Below are 19,415 nucleotides of genomic sequence, written 5' to 3'. Positions count from 1 at the left end.
ATTCTATATTTCCACTATATCATCTTTATGTATAACTTCTGATTTTGCAACATATCCTAATATTTTTTCTATTTCTCTTGAGTGATAACCTTTAATTCGTTCTATTTCATCAGACGAGAATGAACTAAGTCCTCTAGCACACTCATTGTTATTTTTGTCTAAAACTTTTATATGATCACCTTTTTTAAAATTTCCAGTTACTTTTTTTACGCCAGCGGCTAATAAACTTTTACCATTTGTGAGTGCTTGTCTTGCACCATCATCAATAATAAGAGCTCCTTTTGGGGAGACAGAACTAATGATCCATTTTTTTCTAGCATCTAATTTTGAAACTTTAGGTAGAAACCACGTACAATTATTTTCCTCAATTATTTTTTTTATAGGTCTATTTAATAAACCATTTGCGATTACCATTTTACAACCTGACAATTGACAAATTTTAGCAGCATCAATTTTTGTTTTCATTCCACCTGTACCAAGATCACCAATACTTTTAGTGGCTATTCTTTCAATATTCTTATCAATATTTTTTATTTCTTTAATAAGTTCGGCATTTTTAAAAATTTTTGGATTTTGAGTGTAAAGACCATTAACATCTGAAAGTAATATAAGTGTGTCTGCTCTAGATATTTGAGCAACCCTTGATGCCAACCTATCATTGTCACCATATTTTATTTCAGTTGTTGCCGTTGTATCATTTTCATTTACAATTGGTATGAAGCCTAACTCAAATAAATTATCAAAAGTTCTTTTTGCGTTTAAAGCCCTTCTTCTTTGTTCAGTATCCTCTAGTGTTAAAAGAATCTGAGAAATATTAATTTTTAATTTTGAGAAAGTTCCTGAAAATAAATTCATCAACTCTATTTGACCAATTGATGCAACAGCCTGGCTTTTATCAATTTTAAGATTTTTTTTATTTATGTTGAGTTTTTTGCAACCCATGGCAATTGCACCAGAGCTTACAATAATTACTTTTCTATTTTTTTTTATGAGTTCTTTAATATCTTTGGCAAATTCAGATAACCATTTATTTCTTATTTTTTTATTATCATCTATCAGTAAAGATGAACCTATCTTAACAACAATAATTTTTGAATTTTCAAGATACATATGAAAGTAATTTAGCTTTTATTTGAGATATTGATTCTTTATCTAGTGTTGAAAGTATAACAACTTCTGAGTTTTTATTTTTAGAAAATTCTTTTAAAATTTGACTTACTTCTTCTTTTTCTAGCAAGTCAGTTTTATTTAATACAATTAATTCCTTTTTATTTAGTAAATCTTTACTATAGCTACCAAGTTCAGTTCGAACTTGTTTGTAGGTATTTTCAAGATCCTGGTTAGTAATATCTAATAAGTGCATTAAAGTTTTACACCTTTCAATATGCTTTAAAAATTGAATACCTAATCCCACTCCTTCATGTGCACCCTCAACTAAACCTGGAATATCAGCTAATGTAATTTCTTTATCATCATAACTCGCAACTCCTAAATTTGGGTTTAATGTCGTAAATTTATAGTTAGCTATTTTTGGCATTGCATTTGTGATGGCAGCTAATAAACTTGATTTACCTGCATTAGGCAATCCCACTATCCCAACATCTGCAATAGTTTTTAATTGTAACCAAATTATATATTCTTCTCCTATTGCGCCCTTAGTGAATTTTTTTGGTGCTCTATTAGTAGAACTTTTAAATCTTGTATTTCCAAGTCCACCCTTTCCACCATTAGCAACAACAAATTCTTCACCTTCTTTTTTAAAGTCAAAAATTAAAGTTTTATTATCTTCCTCAAAAACTTGTGTTCCTATTGGTACTTTTAAAAATAAATCATCACCGCCACGACCTGTACGGTTTTGTCCTGATCCATTTTCTCCACGTTCAGCTTTATGATGTTGTTGGAATCTGTAATCAATAAGTGTGTTTAAATTTCTTTCAGATCTTAAAATTATGGAGCCACCTTTGCCACCATCACCACCATCAGGTCCACCATATTCAATAAATTTTTCACGTCGAAAACTTGGAGAGCCATGTCCTCCATTGCCTGCTTTTACATAAATTTTAACTTGATCAAGAAACTTCATAATACAACTCTCAATTTTTAGTTGTACTACTAATTGGGTTTTACTGAAACGAATGTTCTGTCTGATTTACCTTTTTTAAAAACAACTTTACCTTCAACAACAGAAAAAATAGAGTGATCTTTACCCATACCTACATTTTCGCCAGGAAAAATTTTTGTTCCTCTTTGTCTTACTATTATGTTTCCAGGAATTACTACTTCACCACCGTATTTTTTAACGCCCAGTCTTCTACCAGCACTGTCTCGTCCGTTTCTTGATGATCCACCTGCTTTTTTTGTTGCCATAATTTACCTAATTTATTTACTTGCTACTTCTGCTTCTACTTTTTCAACTTTTTTAGTTGGTTTTATCATTTTTGATGCTTCAGATAAAACTTTACCATCTTTTGAAAAAATTTTGCTAATTCTAATTAATGAAAACTGTTGTCTATGTCCATTTTTTCTTCTTGAATTTTGTCTTCTTCTTTTTTTAAAGATTAAAACAGTTCTATTTTTACCATTTTCAACAAGGTCAGCCTCAACTTTTGCTCCTTCTACTACAGGAGAGCCAACTTCAATAGTTTTATCATCACCGTAAGCTAAGATTTCTTTAAATTCAATTTTAGTCTCCGGCTTTGAATCCTCTAATCTTTCGATTTTAAGTATCTCACCAGCTTTAACTTTGTACTGTTTTCCACCTGTTTGTATTATAGCGTATGACATTGTTTTATCTTTTTTTATAATGAGCAATATAGTCTCGCGCAAATCATAGTCAAGCGTGAATAAGTTAGAAATTGTCCTTTAAATCTCTCAATTTTGAGAACGTTTCAACTTTATTAGATCTAAGAAAAATATTACAATCTAGCTCTTCTCTAATTGTAGATGGAATAGTGGGTAAATTATTTTCTAATTTTTTATCTATAATTTTTATTTTATTTTTAAGATTTTCATTATTTTTGTCATGTGTTATACAAAATCTAGCATTTTGTTTAGTATACTCATGTCCACAGTAAATTTTAGTTTTTAATGGAAGTGCTTTAATTTTCATTAAAGAATTAAACATTTGTTCATAACTTCCTTCAAAAATTTTTCCACACCCTAAAGAAAAAAGAGTGTCTCCAGTAAAAGCAGCCTCCTCATTGAAAAAATAAAAACATATATGTCCAAGAGTATGACCTGGTATATGAATTATTTTGGCCTCAAAACTTTCCTGCTTCCATATTTCTTGATCATCAACAAGAGTATCTATTTCTGGAATTCTATCTTTATCTCCCTTGTATCCAATAACACGAGCATTATATTTTTTTTTTAATTCTTGATTACCACCCACATGATCATAATGATGGTGAGTATTGAGTATATATTTTAAATTAATATTTTTTTTTTCTAAGTATTTAATTATAGGTTTTGCTTCACTGGGATCAATTGCACAAGCTATGTTATTTTTTTCATCAATAACAAGATAAGAATAATTATCATGTAAACAGGGTATTATTTGAATTTTCATTTATCTTTCAATTAAAAAAATACCCAATTCTGCTGATAAGTTTTTTATATTTAGATTTAATTTATTTATAGTTGATATTTTTTCATTTTTTAAAGCTATTGATTGATCTAGTTTTATATTTCGATTTTCACAAAAATTATAAAAATCTTTTAATGTGCACATATGTAAATTAGGAGTATTATACCATTCGTCAGGTAGGTTTTTTGTTATTGGCATTGTTCCTTTAAGCAATAAGTGAAGTCTAATTTTCCAAAAACCAAAATTAGGTATAGTAACAACAGCTTTTTTTCCAACACGTAATAATTCTTTTATAACAATTTCAGGAGTGAGAAATGCTTGTAATGTTTGACTTAAAATAACAAAATCAAAAGAACTATCTGGAAATTGCAAGAGATCTTTCTCTGCATCTCCCTCTATAACTGTTAATCCTTTTGATAAACATTTTTGAACATTATTTTTTGAAATTTCTATTCCTCTAATATCTATTTTCCTACTGTCTTTCAGATACTCCATTAGTGTACCATCGCCACATCCCACATCCAGAACTCTAGTATTCTTATCAATTAGATTAGATATTATTTTAAACTCTTGTTTCATATTTAACTCTTAGAATAAGCTGTTTTAATATAATCACCTAAGGTATTTAAAAATTCAGGGACTTTTAATAAAAATGAGTCGTGACCTTTATCAGACTCAATCTCAACAAATCCAACATCAGCACCTATGGCATTCAATGCAATGACAATTTCTTTATTTTCGGAAGTGGGATAAAGCCAATCGGAAGTAAAGGATATAACAAGAAATTTTGTTTTAGTATTTTCAAATGCTTTAGATAAATTTCCATTATGTTCTTTGATAAGATCAAAATAGTCCATTGCTCTTGTTATATATAGATAGCTATTTGCATCAAATCTATCAACGAATACAGATCCTTGGTATCTTAAATAACTTTCAATTTGAAAATCAGCATCAAAACCAAATTTTAAATCATCTCTTTCTTGAAGCTTTCTTCCAAATTTTTCCTGAAGCCCATTTTTTGATAGATAGGTAATATGTGCAGCCATTCGAGCTACTGACAATCCTTTATCAGGACTTTTATCTTTATTAGAATAGTCTCCATTGTCCCAGTTAGAGTCCGCCATAATTGACTGTCTACCAAGTTCATTGAAAGCTATGTTTTGTGCTGAATGACTTGCAGTACAAGCAATTGGTATTGCTACTTTTGCTTTTTCAGGAAAATTACTAACGAACTGTAGTGTCTGCATTCCCCCCATAGATCCACCAATAACAGCAAATAATTTTTCAATATTAAAGAAATTTAACAAATTAAATTGTGCATTAACCATGTCGTTAATAGTTATAACGGGAAAGCTAGTTCCATATTTTTTATTTGTTTCGGAATTAATTTCATTAGGACCAATTGAGCCCATACAGCCACCAATAACATTTGCACAAATCACAAAAAATTGATCTGTATTAATAGCTTTATCAGGGCCAACAGCATACGACCACCAACCTTCTTTTTTTGTGATTGGATTTATTCCAGTTACAAATTGATCACCTGTCAATGCGTGAAACACAAGTATAGCATTATCCTTTTTTTCATTTAAGGAACCATAGGTTTCATAGGCCAAAGAATAATTATTTATAGTTTGACCACAGTCCAATTTTAATGGTTTATCAATTATAAGTTTTTTTATCTCTAAATCTTTAATCATAAATATTAGCCAAATTTGAATTGGGAGACAAAAAAAAACTTATTTAGCGGTTTTTTTTAAGCGCTCGCAATTCAGTTAAATCAGCGCATATTTTTTGTACTAGATAGTATTTCTTATGTCAATTTTTTTTAAAAATGACATATTCTATATGAAAAGTTAGTATTTTATTTATAAAGTGAATAAAACTATAAAATGACAATTCCAAAATTTAAAATATTTAAAATAGAAGCTTATAAGCCTGGTAGGTCAAATATAAGTAAAATTTCAAATCCAATAAAACTATCAGCAAATGAGTCTGCACTTGGGGTGAGCCCAAGGGTAACAAAAATATTGAAAGATAAAAGCTTGTTAATTTCAAAGTACCCAGATGGTAAAGCCAGAAATTTAAGAAAGGAGATTGCGAGGAAATATAAGTGCAATTTAGATCAAATAATATGTGGTGCAGGTTCAGATGAGATTATTCAAATAATTTGTCAATTATATCTGAAACCATCAGATGAGGTGATTGTTCCACAATATAGCTTTTTAATGTATAGAATTTATGCTCAAATCATAGGAGCTAAAGTAGTTTTTTCTAAAGAAAAAAACTTTAAGGTATCGGTTGATGAAATACTTAAAAAAGTAACTAAAAAAACTAAATTAGTATTTATTGCAAACCCAAATAATCCAACCGGAACCTATTTAAGTAAAAGAGAATTAATAGAATTAAGAAAAAAATTAAATAAGAATATTTTGCTAGTTTTAGATGATGCTTATTTTGAATATATGAAAAATAAAGATTATAAACCAAGTTTAGACCTATTTAAGAATGCCAACAATGTTGTTGTTATAAGAACATTTTCAAAAATTTATGGATTAGCTTCATTGAGAGTAGGTTGGGGGCATGCAAATAAAAAAATAATTAGTGCAATGAATTTAATAAAACCCCCATTTAATGTTAATCAAATTGCACAGCGTGCAGCAATAGAAGCTTTAAAAGATAATAGTTTTATTAGTCGATCTGTTAAACACAATATCTTCTATGGGAATAAAATTAAGAAATTTTTAGAAAATGTGGAAATTTTTTCCAATGAAGTTACAGCTAACTTTTTATTGCTAAGTTTTGATAAATGTAAATATTCAGCCAACTTTGTTTTTAATAAACTACAATCAAAAGGAATTATATTAAGATCGACCGAGAATGGCTATAATATAAAAAATAAATTAAGATTAACTATTGGATCAAAAGTACAAAATGAAAAATTTATAAAAGCAATTACGGATATATTTAATTAATTATGAAAAATATTTTAATCATAGGTTGTGGTTTAATTGGCTCATCTGTATTAAGAGCTATTTCACATTATAAAGTTTCTAAAAATATATTTGTATATGAAAAATCAAAATCTAATTTATCAAAAATAAAAAAATTAAAATTACCCTGTACTATAATAACTGATTTCAAAAAAAATGTTCCTAATATAGATTTGATAATAGTTTGTACTCCACTTAGTGAATACAAAGGAATAATTTTAAAATTAAATAAACACTTGCTACCCAAAACAATCATTACAGATATTGGCTCAAGTAAGGAAAAATCTCATAATGTAATTAAAGAAAATTTAAAGAGAGGAATTTCATGGACCTCTAGTCATCCAATAGCAGGATCAGAAGTTAGTGGTCCAGTACATGGTAAAAAAGATTTATTTTTAGACAAATGGTGTATTCTTATAAGAGAAAGTAATACCAACCAAAAACATCTCTCAATATTAAGGAAATTCTGGACAAAAATTGGATCCAAGATTTCTATAATGAGCTCAAAAAAGCATGACAGGGTCTTTTCAATGACTAGTCATTTACCACATCTAATTGCTTATAATTTAGTTAAAACAGCTACTGACTTTGAAAGAAAACAAAAGTATGAGTTAATTAAGTTTAGTGCTGGCGGTTTAAGAGATTTTTCAAGAATCGCTGCTTCAAATGAAATAATGTGGAGGGATATTTTTTTTAATAATCAAAAAAATATTTCTGATGCAATCGAATTATTTATTAAAAATTTAAGAGCTTTTAAAAAAGATATTGAATCAAAAAATAATAAATTAATACTTAAGAAGTTAATTGATACAAAAAAGGTTAGAAAAAAAATAATTAAATTAAAACAAGATATAAGCGAACCTGATTTTGGAAGGAAAAATTAATTTTTTATTTTTTCAATTAGTTCACCTAGGTATGGTTTAAAGTAATCTGAAGATTTAATTGCAGATTTATAAATAGGTTTTCTAGCCTGAACCCAACTTGCAGTTTTTATAGATTTAGGATTATTTTCATGTTTTAGACAGTTTTCTTCAAATCTTAAATCACAAAAATTTAATAAATTTTCAATTTCTTCTTTTGGATTTTCAACTAACTCTTCATAAACTACGTCATAAATTTCATTAGGAAATAATTCTTTCCAAAATTTTATATAATTTTGATAAAGTGTATAAAAAGAAGCAAGATCATTTAGATTATTAGAAAAAGATAAAGTTCCAGAAAAAAAATTTTTATAGTTAGACCAACAAATATCTATAGGATCCCTATTACAATTAATAATTTTTGAATTTGGAAAAATTTTTTTAATAAAACCTATATATTTAAAATTTAAAGGAGCCTTATCAATAAATATTTTATCTGAAGAGTCTATTTTTGATATTTTAGAAACATACTGTCCTTGTATTATTTTTAATAAATCATTTAATTTATTATTATCAATGTTAGCTAAATTTTTATTATTAAAAATTCCTTCATGTAAAATATTTGATAAATAAGGCAGCTCACCTCCCCCAAAAACATTTGAATGTGAAGATATTATTTGTTCAACTAATGATGTGCCTGACCTCGGCATACCAACTATAAAAATTAATTGGCGTAAATTTTTATCTGTCTTATTATTGCTTATAAAATTAATTGTTTTTTTTATTTTAATAAATTTTTCAACATCGTGACGAATATCATACTTAATGATTTCACTTAAGTATTGATTTGCTCTATTAAAGTTTTTAAAAGAATTTTCATATTTTTTTACATCTTCAAAAGCTTTCCCAAGAGCAAAATGTAAATGCATTAATTGATTTTTGTTAAGATCTTTTTCTTCAATCTTTTTAATCATTTTTTTTAAATGTTCATTATCTTGTGAGTATTTTGTAAATGATGAAATTAATCGATCTGCCTCAGTAGCTTTTGGATTATTTTCTAATATTTTATTTAAATGCAACTCTGCATCATTAAACTTTCCTAAAGTAATATAAATTGTTGCTAAGTTAAATTGTATTTCATTTGAAACCTTGTTAATTTCTAGTGATTTTTTATAAAGAACAATAGCCTCATCGAATTGATTTAAATCTTTTTTAAGATTGGCAAGGTTATTAAGTATATTTATGTAATTAGGTGCAATCTCAAGTCCTTTTTTAAAATAATACTCTGCTTCATCAAGAATTTCTAATTTGTGCTTACTAATTCCCATGTTGTTTAAAAAATAAGGGTTTCTCGGGTTTTTTTTAAGAGCCTCCTCCATAATATTTACTGAAAGGTCAAATTTACCCAAACTTTGGTAAGCAATAGAAATAATATTATAAATTATTTGATGCCCTCGTTTCTTTAATAAACCTTTGGCTTCAGTTATTACATCTTCAAATAAACCTGCTTTTAATTTATTAGTTAGAATATCTATTTTTATTTTTAATTGATTATCAGTTATCATTAATATTTTTAATACTTATTACTTTTAAATTAGATTTTTTCTTAATCTCTAAAATTGTATCTTTAATGCTCATAGTCACAACTTTTTTTCTAGGCCCGTAAGCATGAATTAAATTATTACTATTAAGGCAAATTGCAACATGTCCTTTCCAATAAATTAGGTTATTTTTTTTATATTTGTTTTTTATATTATTCTTTTGAAAAAATTTTACTTGGTCTTTCGTATCCCTTGGGCAGTATAGGTTATTGAATTTAAAAAAAATTTGAACTAAAGCAGAACAGTCGATGCCTTTATAACTATTGCCACCCCATTTATATTTTGTATTTTTAAAAATTTTAATATTATTAAATATTTTATTTTTATTTTTAATGGGAACAACATCTTTACATCTAATCCAATAATTATCAAAATTATAAAATTTATTTTTGTGTTTCTTCACCTTGATAAATGAACAAAAACTAATTTGTTTATTCAACCTAGATTTCATATTAGGCTTAGAGTACAGAGTTGCTTTCAACACTGAGATTTTATGAGTTTGTTGTTGCGTTATAGGGAATTTTTTTCTATTTATAAAGCCAATATAATTATCATAAAAAGTTTTAATTTTTAATGTATTCTTATATTTTTTGATTATCTTAAATTTATCTCCATATAAAAGTTGAGTAGCTAAATTTTTTTTAGACTCTTTGTCTTCATAAACATTTAATATTAATCTATTATTAATCATTTATTCTCTTATGGGAGCTACTTTTGACAACCATATAATTAATATTAATACAGGCACACCAAGTAAAGCAGTAACTACAAAATAATTTGAATATCCAATGGCATCAACCCAACTACCAGAATAACCTGCCACTAATTTTGGTATAAAAAGCATGATAGAGCTAAATAATGCATATTGTGTTGCAGTAAATTTTAAAGATGTTAAAGCAGACAAATATACAACAAATGCAGCACCAGCAAAACCACTCGCTATATTGTCAGCAGTAATTACACCTATCAAAAATTTAATACTAGGCTCAGATATGGCAAGCCAGGCAAATAACAAGTTGCTACTTGAAGCTATAAAAGCACCTAGAAATAATGATCTCATTGTTCCAAATTTTAGACAAAAAAATCCTCCTAAAAATCCACCTGCTATAGTTGCAAAGACACCAAAAAATTTTGAATATGTTGCTATTTCGTTTATGTTAAATCCTTTTTCTAGATAAAAAATATTTGCCATAACCCCCATAACTACATCTGCTATTCTATAAAGAGCTATCAAAAAGAGTATAGAAAAAGCAAATTTACCATAACGATTTAAAAAATTTAAAACTGGATCAAGGTAGATTTTTTTAACTATTGTTTTTGAAATATATTTAGTACTCATCATTGAAAAAATTATGACTCCAAAAAAAGTAAAACATAAAAAAATTCTCATAATAGAAAATAGAAATTTTTTTATTATTTCATTTTCTCCAAAAGGATTATTAATAAAATTATATAAAAAAATAAAACCAGCTAATGAGAGAATAAAAACAAACAAAAATTTTGCATGTTCATTAATTTTAAGATTTTTTTTATTATTTATTTTAGGTTCTTTTGATACTAAAGTAGTTATTATGCCAACAACCATGAATAAAGCCATGATTAAGTAAACAGTTTTCCATACATTCTTATTATATATTTCGCTACCTAAGTAAGAAGCGAGCCACAAACTACCTGCACCACCTATCAACATAGCCAATCTATATCCAGCTATATACATTGATGAAAGTGGACCTTGTAAATAAATGGGTGATGATTCAATCCTAAATGCATCAATTAGAATATCTTGTGTAGAGCTAAATATAGCTAATAGAGTTATGGATATTGTAATAAATAACAAGCTTTTAGCTGGATCTGTTAATGAAGTTAAAATTAAAGAAGTTATAATCATCAATTGTGTAAATAGCAACCAGCCTCTCCTATGACCCATTTTATCAAAAAAAGGAATTTTAAAATTATCGACAATTGGAGACCACAAATATTTAAACGCATAAGTAAACCCTACCCAGCTAAAGAGAGTAATAGTGCTTCTATCAATACCAGCCTTGAAAAGCCAAACAGATAAAGTGGAAAATATCAAAAGTATAGGCAGCCCTGATGAAAATCCAAGCAGCAACATTTTTAATGTTTCTTTTTTAAAAAATAGATAAATATTTTTATTTTTCAATTTATTGTCTCCAAAAGGAAGGTAGAAATAATACCAAGATAGCAAAAAGCTCCAATCTACCCAATATCATTCCAAGTGTTAAAATCCATTTAGAAATTTCAGGTAGGCTTGAAAAATTACCATTTGGGCCAATTGTTGAGCCTAATCCAGGGCCAACATTTGATATTGATGTTGCAGCTCCTGAAATTGAGGTAATAAAATCTAAACCACTTAAAGATAGAAAAGCTGTAATTAAAAAAAATATAACCAAATAAAGAAATATAAAAGAAATAATGGATGCCATAAATTTATCATCAACATTATTTTTGTCATATTTTATTATAAAAACACCTTTAGGGTAAATAATTTTTTTTAGTTGATTAACTATGAACAAATATAAAATTTGGATTCTAAAAATTTTAACTCCACATGCTGTAGAACCAGCACATCCACCAATAAACATCAGCGTTAAAAAGAAAATTAGTGTAAAATTACCCCATCCATCAAACTCTCCTGTTACATAACCTGTGCCACTTAAAATCGAAATTACATTAAAAAAGATTACTCTTAAATTTGTTAGAGAAAAATTATTATTTTGAAAAAGTAAGTAAACAAAAAGTATAATAATTGAAAAAATAATTATCTTTAAAAATGATCTAATTTGCACATCAGAAATAAAAATTTTTTTATCACCATTTAAAAACTTTATATAGGCAATAAAAGGTAAGCTACCCAAAATTATAAAAATCATTGATGATATTTCGATTGATAAACTATTAAAATGTCCAATAGACTCATTGTAGTTTGAAAAGCCACCAGTTGCTATTGTTGTCATTGAATGAGTTAAGCTATCAAAAATACTCATTCCAAAAATAGAATAAGTAAAAGCACAAAGAAAAGTTAAGCTTAAATAAACATAAATTAACCTTAGAGAAATTTCTTTTGATTTTGGTAAAATTTTTTCTGATGAGTCTTTACTAGAAATTTTAAATAATTGCATTCCTCCAACGTTCATTATTGGCATTAGTGTTATTGCCATGACAATTATACCAATTCCACCAAGCCATTGAAGCATGGCTCTCCACAATAGTATTGATTTAGGAGCTTCATCCAAATTAGATATAATTGTTGATCCGGTGGTTGTGATACCAGACATACTTTCAAAAAATGAGTCTGTTATTGAAAGCTCCAAAGAGGAAAAGATAAAAGGCAAAGAACCAAATATTGCAATACTCAACCAAGAAAGAGCAGTTAATAAAAAAGCTTGTTGTAGATTTAGTTTTTTATCGTGATTAAGGTTAGATAAAAAAAATAAAACACCAAATATGATTGAAATTATAGACCCCCCAATAAATGAGGAGTCAATTTCTGAATAAATAAATTGAGCAAGAATTGGTATCATCATGGAAATTCCAAGAATAATTTGCAAAACACCCAAGGTGAAAAAAACTGTTTTATAATTAGACATTTTGAAAGAACATTATTTTATGGTAAATAAATTTCAACTCTATAAGAATTAATAAAAACACCAAATATAAGATATTTGTTATTAAACAAAGTGATTGAAAAAGATAATTTAGATAAAACCAACGCATGGCCTTTTGTTGAGGCTAAAAAGATGTTGCGTGAAAGAAAATCATTTATAGATAAAAAAGGTAAAATAATTTTACAAACAGGCTATGGTCCAAGTGGACTTCCTCATATTGGTACATTTGGTGAAGTTGCCAGAACATCGATGATGGTTAATGCTTTGAAACAACTTACTGATATTCCAGCTGAAATTATAACGTTCTCTGATGATATGGATGGTCTTAGAAAAGCTCCAGAGAATGTTCCTAATAAAGAACTTTTAAATAATAATCTTCATAAACCATTAACACAAGTTCCAGATCCATTTGAAAAATTTGCAAGTTTTGGTGAACACAATAATGAAATGTTAAAAGATTTTTTGAATAAGTTTAATTTTGAATATAATTTTAAAAGTTCCTCTGTACTTTACAAAAGTGGTTTTTTTAATCCAACCCTTCAAATAATTTTAGAAAACTACCAGGGTATTATGGACATAATTCTTCCAACATTAGGGAAGGAAAGACAAAGAACCTACAGTCCATTTTTACCAATTTGTCCAAATACAGGCCAAGTTTTAGAAATTCCAGTTTTAGAAATTTTAAAAGATAAATCAAAAATTATTTTTGATAATAATGGTGAAAAACTTGAAATTAGTATTTTAGATGGAAATTGTAAATTACAATGGAAAGTTGATTGGGCAATGAGGTGGTATGCTTTAGATATAGACTTTGAAATGTACGGAAAAGATTTGATTGAAAGTGCGATATTGTCATCAAGAATAGTAAAGTTAATTGGAAAAACGAACCCATCTGGTTTTGCCTATGAACTTTTTTTGGATGAAAAAGGTGAAAAAATATCAAAATCAAAAGGTAATGGAATTACAATTGATCAATGGTTGGAGTATGCCTCTCCCGAGAGTCTTTCCTTATACATGTATCAAAATCCTAAAAGAGCCAAAAAACTATACAAAGAAATAGTACCCAAAACAGTAGATGAGTATTTGGAACTAATAGAAAAAGCAAAAAAACAAAATGAACTTCAGTTATTGATGAACCCAGTTTGGCATGTTCATAATGGAAAAATTCCGAAAGAAGATACGATAATGAGTTTTTCAATGCTTTTAAACTTAGTGGAGACTAGCAATGCAGACTCTAAAGAATTACTTTGGAAATTTGTAAAAAAATATAAGAAGGATATTTCTGAAAAAGATCATCCTATTTTTGATAACTTAATTGGTTATGCTATTAAGTATTTTAATGATGTAATCAAAATTCAAAAAAAATATAAAAAGCCTGATGAAAGTGAAAAAAAAGCTTTGAAAGCACTTATTAAGACTTTAGATGAGTGTAATGATAAAATGTTACCTGAAGATATTCAGACATTAATTTATTCAACTGGAAAAGATAATGGATATTCAGAAAACTTACGCGATTGGTTTAAACTAATTTATGAAGTTGTTTTTGGAGATGAAAATGGTCCAAGGATGGGTTTTTTTATAAGCTTTTTTGGAGTGAACGAAACTAAAGAATTAATAAAAGAAAAAATAAAATAATGTTTTCAAAATTTAGATCACTAATCTTTAAGTTTGATCCTGAAACAGCTCATAATTTAGCAATTAAGTCATTAAAATTAAATTTACTACCAAATTTATCTAATCAAGAAAAAGATGACTCATTATTTAAGACTAAATTATTTGGAAAAGAAATTAATAATCCTATAGGAATGGCAGCTGGTTTTGATAAAAATGCTGAAGTCTATAATTCTCTTTTTAAACTTGGCTTTGGCTTTGTAGAAGTAGGAACCGTTACACCACTAGAGCAATATGGAAATCCAAAACCAAGAGTTTTTAGACTAGTAGATGATCAGGCTCTAATAAATAGATTGGGATTTAATAACTTAGGCTCAGAAAATATTAGCAAAAGAGTTAAGTCAAATCCAAATAAAGGTTTACTGGGTGTTAATATTGGTCCAAACAAAGATAGTGAAGATCGACTAAATGATTATTTAATTGGACTTAGGGTTTTTCATAATATTGCTGATTACATCACTATCAATATATCTTCACCTAATACAGAAAACTTAAGAAATTTTCATGATAAGTCTAAATTTGACGAACTAATGGACTCGATAGAAAAAGAAAAAATTAGACTAAAATCCAAAATACCAATTATAGTAAAAATTTCTCCAGATATTTTAGAAGAACAAATTGAAATAATTTGTAAAACTTTAATACAATATAAAGTTAGTGCAATAATTGTTTCTAATACAAGTGCTAAAAATAGAGATAAATTAAAAGATATTCTAAAACATCAAAAAGGTGGCCTATCAGGAAAACCTCTGGAAGAAGAAGCGAATAAATTAATAAGTAAATTCTATAAAATATTAAATGGAAAAATTGAGATTATAGGAGTTGGAGGTGTAGACTCAGGAGAGAGTGCTTATAAAAAATTTCAGTCAGGAGCAAGTTATGTACAACTATATACTGGAATGGTTTTTCAGGGACCAAACATAGTAGGAAAGATTAAAAAAGAGCTTAAAGAAATATTAATTGCTGGTGGTGTTAAGAATTTTAAAGAAATAGTGGGAAAGAAGCTGGCTAATTAAGCCTAATAAACTTGACGAGTTCTTAAACACATCCTATATAGTCACTAAATATTATGTCTAAAAAATGTGAATTAACTGGTAAAATTCCAATGAAAGGTCACAATGTTAGTCACGCTAACAATAAGACCAAAAGAAGATTTTTACCAAATTTAAAAAAAGCTAAATTTACAAGTGAACTTTTAAAGAGAAGTTTAACTTTAACAGTAAGTAATGCTGGAGTTAGATCCGTCGATAAAAAAGGTACATTTGATCAATTTTTAAAAAGTGCAAAAAATAAAAATATTTCACTTAGACTAAAAAAACTAAAAAAGAGTATTCTAATTAAATCTCCATTTATTAAAAAAGCACCAAAAGCATCTCCCAGTAAATCAGCTTAATGAACAAATACTTTTTACTACTTTCATTAATAATGGGAGTTGTAGTACTAGCATCCAATTATCTTGTTCAATTTCCAATAAATTATTATGGACTAGATGAAATACTTACTTATGGAGCCTTTAGTTATCCAATTGCTTTTTTAATTACTGATTTAACCAATAGGTCTTACGGTAAGCTTATTGCTAGAAAAATTGTTTATATAGGTTTTGTTATTGGAATAATTTTTACCTTATTTTTTTCAACAAACTTTGAAGATTTAATTTCAATTAGAATAGCCATTGGCTCTGGAGTAGCATTTTTAGTTGCACAGTTAATTGATGTCCAAGTCTTTGATCAATTAAGAAAAAAAAAATGGTTTATTGCACCACTTACCTCATCATTAATTGGCTCAACAATTGATACTTTTTTATTTTTTTCAATATCCTTTTATGCAACAGGAATTCCTTGGATTACTTTATCATTAGGGGACTTATCTGTAAAAATACTTGTGGCACTTATAATGCTAATTCCATTTAGGTTATTATTAGGAACTGTTAAAGAATCTAAAGCTTAATACAAAAATTTATAAGATAAAATTTTATAAGCTAATTTAGCTACTAGAAAATTGTAGGAATTAAACCCTTTAATAGGTGACAATTCATTTATATCCGCACCCACAATATTTGAGTTTTTAGCTGCTATTCTTATAATATTTAAAGTTTCATCCCACAGTAAGCCACCTGGTTCTGGTGTGCCAGTTGCAGGCATTATACTGGAATCTAATCCATCAACATCAAAAGTTAAATATACAGTTTTATTTTTTATTATTTTTTTGAATTTTTTTAAGTCCCACTTAGCCTTATCTTTTGCCCAAAAGATATCTATTCTAGTTGAATTTTTTTTTAAAAAAGGTATTTCACTCTCTGAGATATTTCTAATTCCAAATGAGATTAGTGATACATTTTTATAATCCAAACATCTTCTGATAGCTGATGCATGAGAAAATTTTTCACCATTATAGCTTTCTCTCAAATCTGCATGTGCATCAAAATGTAATAAGCAAATATCTTTATGTTTTTTCACAAATGGAGCAATACAGCCAGGTGTAATAGAATGTTCACCCCCAAATGTTATTGGAAAAAGTTTTTTATCTAATATTTCTTGATTTATATTAGACATCTTTTTTAGGGCTTTTTTTATATCTTTATCAATCTTAAATGGCTTTAGAGTTTTAATTCCAATTTTTTTGTAAGGTTCACAGTGTAATTCTTCATCGTATAATTCAACCTGATGAGAAGCTTTAATAATTTCTTTTGGTCCATTTCTAGTGCCTCCACCATAACTTACAGTTTTTTCTAAACCAAATGGAATAACAACAACCTTTTCTTTAAAATTGGTATTGTTATCAATCCCAAGAAATCCGTTTTTATTAGATAGATATTTCAATTTTATTTAAATATTTTTGAGAAATTTTTTCTCGTTCTGTTTTTCCAATCACCCTTATGATAAGCATCGCTAACAATTAAAGGTAAAACACTGGTAGCTTCCGCAAAGACCATTTGTTCTTTTGTAATATCTACTTTACCCCAAGAGCTTGCTTCTTTTAATGTTGAGCTGCTACAAGCTCCATCTCTAGAGTCTGCTACTGTAATTTGAACCGCATATTTATGCATTCCCACTTCTTTGCCAAGCAGTTCAGCGCATATTACTGTATCTTGGATAAAGTTTTTAGGAACTCCTCCACCAATCATAAATAAACCAGATCCTTTTGATTGAATCTTAATTTCTGTTAATTCACGAAACTCTCTTATTGAGTCTATGGTTATATGATTTTTTGGATTATTTTCTTGATGAATAACCAATCCAAATCCAGCACTTGAATCTGTAAAAGCTGGACAAAATATTGGAACGTTATTGTCATAAGCTGTTTCAATTAAAGAATCTTTTTTTACTGAGTATTTTTTTAGGTATTTTCCCATTGCATAAATAAACTCTCTAGAAGTATAACTTCTTGGTTCTAATCCATCTGCAATTTCACATATTCTTTTGTCGCATTCTTGTAATTCATCTTCATCAATATAAGTGTCATATATTCTATCTATGTAGTTTTTTCTCAATTCCGTATCATCTTGAAATTGTGAGCCTTGATAATGCTTAAAACCTAAAGCTTCAAAAAAATCCATATCAACAATTGAGGCACCAGTCGCAATGATTGCATCAACCATATTGTATTTGACTAAATCCTTATAAATATTCATACAGCCAGCGGCAGATGTTGAACCAGCTAGTGTTAAAAAAATAGTGCAATCTTTGTCTTGTATCATTTCATTAAAAATACCAGCTGCATTTGCTGTTTCTCTAGAAACGAAAGACATTTTTTCCATTGATGAGATAATTTTTCTTGCATCAAAAGATGTAATATCAATATGTTCTACAGGGTTTTTTAGAAAATCTTTTTTACTATTATGATTTAAGTTTTTGTTTTCTGACATTAGGCAACTAATATAGCCCTATTATTCTCTTTACCATACATTGTCATTATTGGTTCATCTTCTACTTCATAAATTTCATTAGAATAAAAACCATTAAATTGAGTTCTAAAAGTAAGACCATAAGCACCAAGTTGACCCAATTCTATATAATCGTTTTCTTTAATATTATTTGGTAATAGAAATGGTCCTTTCATATAATCCATACTGTCACAAGTAGGACCATAAAAATCAAAAGCAGTTAATTTTTTTGAAATTATTTTTCCTGATTTAATTATACGAGAAGGGTAAACTATATTTGGTGTACCAGCATCGAAAAGAGTTCCATATGTGCCATCATTTATATAAAGCTTTTGTTTTTTTCTAAGATTTATTCTTACAATTGTAGAGCCACTTTCAGCAACTATTGCTCTACCAGGCTCACATATTAATTCTGGAAGTTTTTCTAATTTTAAATTTTCTAATCCTTTTTTTATTTCTTCAAAATAATTATCTAAAGATTGTGGAACAAGATCCGGGTAGATTGCAGGGAACCCACCACCAATATTAATATAATCAGGAATAATTTTTGTTTTTTTTATTATATTTCCAACTTCTGAAATACCTTTTGCATAAGAAATAGGATGCATACATTGAGAACCAACATGAAAACTTAAGCCAATTTTTTTTGCATATTGTTTTGTTAATCTTAACAAACCAGAAGCCTCAGAGGCTAAAGCACCAAATTTTTTAGATAAATCTATTTCTGCATGTTCGTTTGAAACTGCAATTCTAATAAATAATTCAAGATCTGAAGCATGATTTGTTGACTCAATTATTTTAATTAACTCATCTTTTGTATCTAAAGAAAAAGTTTTAATATTATGATTAAAATAAGCATCTCTAATACTTTCTCTACTTTTTACAGTATGCATGTATGAGCATTTAGCATTAGGATCTATTGCTCTTATATCTTTAATTTCTTGAATTGATGCAACATCAAAGTTTTCAATACCACTCTCAACTATTGTTTTTAATACTTCTGGATGTGGATTGGTTTTAACAGCGTATAAAATTTTACCAGGAAATTTATTTCTAAAATATGTAGAGGCTAACTGTATAGATTTTTTTCTAATACAATAAATCGGTTTTTCCGGTTTTAGTTGACTTACAAGCTCATCAACACTTTTAAATTTTTGCACTTTATATGCCTCCAAAAAAAATTTAATAAAAA

20 protein-coding genes are annotated in these 19,415 nt (G+C 27.7%); 6 read left to right on the top strand and 14 right to left on the bottom strand.

Annotated features, from left to right (window positions below; all coding sequences use genetic code 11):
- Positions 1-3 precede the first annotated feature (3 nt).
- The 7 genes from proB to metX form a co-directional block, all read right to left on the bottom strand.
- Complete coding sequence (proB, locus tag AC5SL1_RS05755; RefSeq protein ID WP_494573012.1) at positions 4-1,110, bottom strand: glutamate 5-kinase; 1,107 nt, start codon at positions 1,108-1,110, stop codon at positions 4-6.
- Positions 1,100-2,083 carry an Obg family GTPase CgtA gene (gene cgtA / locus AC5SL1_RS05750; RefSeq protein WP_494599429.1) on the bottom strand — a complete coding sequence of 328 codons (984 nt, stop codon included), beginning with the start codon at positions 2,081-2,083 and terminating at the stop codon, positions 1,100-1,102. Before cgtA ends, proB begins: the two co-directional genes overlap by 11 nt.
- A gap of 29 nt (positions 2,084-2,112) precedes the next feature.
- Positions 2,113-2,367 (bottom strand): 50S ribosomal protein L27, encoded by a 255-nt coding sequence (gene rpmA / locus AC5SL1_RS05745; RefSeq protein WP_006997689.1) that lies wholly within the window; start codon positions 2,365-2,367, stop codon positions 2,113-2,115.
- A 12-nt stretch (positions 2,368-2,379) separates the two neighbouring features.
- Positions 2,380-2,784: a 50S ribosomal protein L21 gene (gene rplU / locus AC5SL1_RS05740; protein ID WP_494579576.1), complete on the bottom strand. Its 405-nt coding sequence runs from the start codon at positions 2,782-2,784 to the stop codon at positions 2,380-2,382.
- 64 nt (positions 2,785-2,848) lie between these two features.
- Entirely contained in the window at positions 2,849-3,568 is a 720-nt protein-coding gene (gloB, locus tag AC5SL1_RS05735) for a hydroxyacylglutathione hydrolase (RefSeq protein ID WP_494599428.1), read from the bottom strand.
- Positions 3,569-4,165: a methionine biosynthesis protein MetW gene (gene metW, locus AC5SL1_RS05730; RefSeq protein ID WP_494599427.1), complete on the bottom strand. Its 597-nt coding sequence runs from the start codon at positions 4,163-4,165 to the stop codon at positions 3,569-3,571.
- 2 nt (positions 4,166-4,167) lie between these two features.
- Entirely contained in the window at positions 4,168-5,286 is a 1,119-nt protein-coding gene (metX, locus tag AC5SL1_RS05725; RefSeq protein WP_494599426.1) for a homoserine O-acetyltransferase MetX, read from the bottom strand.
- Positions 5,287-5,478: 192 nt separating this feature from the next.
- On the opposite strand from metX, the gene hisC reads away from it, so the two are divergent.
- Both hisC and AC5SL1_RS05715 read left to right on the top strand, forming a co-directional pair.
- The gene (hisC, locus tag AC5SL1_RS05720) at positions 5,479-6,561 is read left to right on the top strand and encodes a histidinol-phosphate transaminase (protein ID WP_494599425.1); all 1,083 of its coding nucleotides are present in this window, start codon (positions 5,479-5,481) and stop codon (positions 6,559-6,561) included.
- Positions 6,562-6,563: 2 nt separating this feature from the next.
- Positions 6,564-7,463, top strand: a complete 900-nt coding sequence (locus AC5SL1_RS05715) for a prephenate dehydrogenase (RefSeq protein WP_494599424.1) — start codon at positions 6,564-6,566, stop codon at positions 7,461-7,463.
- Here the strand turns inward: AC5SL1_RS05715 and AC5SL1_RS05710 are convergent.
- From AC5SL1_RS05710 to AC5SL1_RS05695, 4 genes are read right to left on the bottom strand one after another with little or no spacing between them, the layout of a single operon-like run.
- Complete coding sequence (locus AC5SL1_RS05710; RefSeq protein ID WP_494599423.1) at positions 7,460-9,004, bottom strand: tetratricopeptide repeat-containing sulfotransferase family protein; 1,545 nt, start codon at positions 9,002-9,004, stop codon at positions 7,460-7,462. The genes AC5SL1_RS05715 and AC5SL1_RS05710 overlap by 4 nt on opposite strands.
- Positions 8,994-9,731, bottom strand: coding sequence for a C40 family peptidase (locus tag AC5SL1_RS05705; RefSeq protein ID WP_494599422.1), 738 nt, complete (start codon positions 9,729-9,731; stop codon positions 8,994-8,996). The genes AC5SL1_RS05710 and AC5SL1_RS05705 overlap by 11 nt, the downstream gene beginning before the upstream one ends.
- Positions 9,732-11,204, bottom strand: a complete 1,473-nt coding sequence (locus tag AC5SL1_RS05700) for an AmpG family muropeptide MFS transporter (RefSeq protein WP_494599421.1) — start codon at positions 11,202-11,204, stop codon at positions 9,732-9,734. It abuts the gene before it with no gap.
- A gap of 1 nt (position 11,205) precedes the next feature.
- Positions 11,206-12,651, bottom strand: a complete 1,446-nt coding sequence (locus AC5SL1_RS05695; RefSeq protein WP_494599420.1) for a TrkH family potassium uptake protein — start codon at positions 12,649-12,651, stop codon at positions 11,206-11,208.
- Between the two features lie 90 nt (positions 12,652-12,741).
- Here AC5SL1_RS05695 and AC5SL1_RS05690 point away from each other — a divergent pair, with 90 nt between their 5' ends.
- The 4 genes from AC5SL1_RS05690 to AC5SL1_RS05675 are packed head-to-tail and all read left to right on the top strand — an operon-like array spanning position 12,742 to position 16,287.
- On the top strand, positions 12,742-14,304 hold the full coding sequence (locus AC5SL1_RS05690) for a lysine--tRNA ligase (protein WP_494599419.1): 1,563 nt from the start codon (positions 12,742-12,744) through the stop codon (positions 14,302-14,304).
- On the top strand, positions 14,304-15,356 hold the full coding sequence (locus AC5SL1_RS05685; protein WP_494599418.1) for a quinone-dependent dihydroorotate dehydrogenase: 1,053 nt from the start codon (positions 14,304-14,306) through the stop codon (positions 15,354-15,356). The genes AC5SL1_RS05690 and AC5SL1_RS05685 overlap by 1 nt, the downstream gene beginning before the upstream one ends.
- A 53-nt stretch (positions 15,357-15,409) precedes the next feature.
- Entirely contained in the window at positions 15,410-15,733 is a 324-nt protein-coding gene (rpmB, locus tag AC5SL1_RS05680; RefSeq protein ID WP_494599417.1) for a 50S ribosomal protein L28, read from the top strand.
- Positions 15,733-16,287 (top strand): queuosine precursor transporter, encoded by a 555-nt coding sequence (locus AC5SL1_RS05675; protein WP_494599416.1) that lies wholly within the window; start codon positions 15,733-15,735, stop codon positions 16,285-16,287. Before rpmB ends, AC5SL1_RS05675 begins: the two co-directional genes overlap by 1 nt.
- Here AC5SL1_RS05675 and speB read toward each other — a convergent pair.
- Genes speB through AC5SL1_RS05660 form a run of 3 tightly spaced genes read right to left on the bottom strand, consistent with a single transcriptional unit; the run spans position 16,284 to position 19,383 of the window.
- Positions 16,284-17,159: an agmatinase gene (gene speB / locus AC5SL1_RS05670; RefSeq protein ID WP_494599415.1), complete on the bottom strand. Its 876-nt coding sequence runs from the start codon at positions 17,157-17,159 to the stop codon at positions 16,284-16,286. The two genes, AC5SL1_RS05675 and speB, sit on opposite strands and share 4 nt — an antisense overlap.
- A 2-nt stretch (positions 17,160-17,161) precedes the next feature.
- Positions 17,162-18,205: a 1,9-bis(guanidino)-5-aza-nonane synthase gene (locus tag AC5SL1_RS05665; protein ID WP_494579553.1), complete on the bottom strand. Its 1,044-nt coding sequence runs from the start codon at positions 18,203-18,205 to the stop codon at positions 17,162-17,164.
- Positions 18,205-19,383 (bottom strand): type III PLP-dependent enzyme, encoded by a 1,179-nt coding sequence (locus AC5SL1_RS05660; protein ID WP_494599414.1) that lies wholly within the window; start codon positions 19,381-19,383, stop codon positions 18,205-18,207. The genes AC5SL1_RS05665 and AC5SL1_RS05660 overlap by 1 nt, the downstream gene beginning before the upstream one ends.
- Between the last annotated feature and the right edge of the window lie 32 nt (positions 19,384-19,415).

The organism is Candidatus Pelagibacter sp. PS_10_02 (assembly GCF_059418005.1).
This window is presented reverse-complemented; position numbering and strand designations above follow the sequence as displayed.

Coding starts and splice junctions, on each gene's coding strand:
- proB (WP_494573012.1), bottom strand. CDS start 1,110: ATGTATCTTGAAAATTCAAAAATTATTGTTGTTAAGATAGGTTCATCT.
- cgtA (WP_494599429.1), bottom strand. CDS start 2,083: ATGAAGTTTCTTGATCAAGTTAAAATTTATGTAAAAGCAGGCAATGGA.
- rpmA (WP_006997689.1), bottom strand. CDS start 2,367: ATGGCAACAAAAAAAGCAGGTGGATCATCAAGAAACGGACGAGACAGT.
- rplU (WP_494579576.1), bottom strand. CDS start 2,784: ATGTCATACGCTATAATACAAACAGGTGGAAAACAGTACAAAGTTAAA.
- gloB (WP_494599428.1), bottom strand. CDS start 3,568: ATGAAAATTCAAATAATACCCTGTTTACATGATAATTATTCTTATCTT.
- metW (WP_494599427.1), bottom strand. CDS start 4,165: ATGAAACAAGAGTTTAAAATAATATCTAATCTAATTGATAAGAATACT.
- metX (WP_494599426.1), bottom strand. CDS start 5,286: ATGATTAAAGATTTAGAGATAAAAAAACTTATAATTGATAAACCATTA.
- hisC (WP_494599425.1), top strand. CDS start 5,479: ATGACAATTCCAAAATTTAAAATATTTAAAATAGAAGCTTATAAGCCT.
- AC5SL1_RS05715 (WP_494599424.1), top strand. CDS start 6,564: ATGAAAAATATTTTAATCATAGGTTGTGGTTTAATTGGCTCATCTGTA.
- AC5SL1_RS05710 (WP_494599423.1), bottom strand. CDS start 9,004: ATGATAACTGATAATCAATTAAAAATAAAAATAGATATTCTAACTAAT.
- AC5SL1_RS05705 (WP_494599422.1), bottom strand. CDS start 9,731: ATGATTAATAATAGATTAATATTAAATGTTTATGAAGACAAAGAGTCT.
- AC5SL1_RS05695 (WP_494599420.1), bottom strand. CDS start 12,651: ATGTCTAATTATAAAACAGTTTTTTTCACCTTGGGTGTTTTGCAAATT.
- AC5SL1_RS05685 (WP_494599418.1), top strand. CDS start 14,304: ATGTTTTCAAAATTTAGATCACTAATCTTTAAGTTTGATCCTGAAACA.
- rpmB (WP_494599417.1), top strand. CDS start 15,410: ATGTCTAAAAAATGTGAATTAACTGGTAAAATTCCAATGAAAGGTCAC.
- AC5SL1_RS05675 (WP_494599416.1), top strand. CDS start 15,733: ATGAACAAATACTTTTTACTACTTTCATTAATAATGGGAGTTGTAGTA.
- AC5SL1_RS05665 (WP_494579553.1), bottom strand. CDS start 18,205: ATGTCAGAAAACAAAAACTTAAATCATAATAGTAAAAAAGATTTTCTA.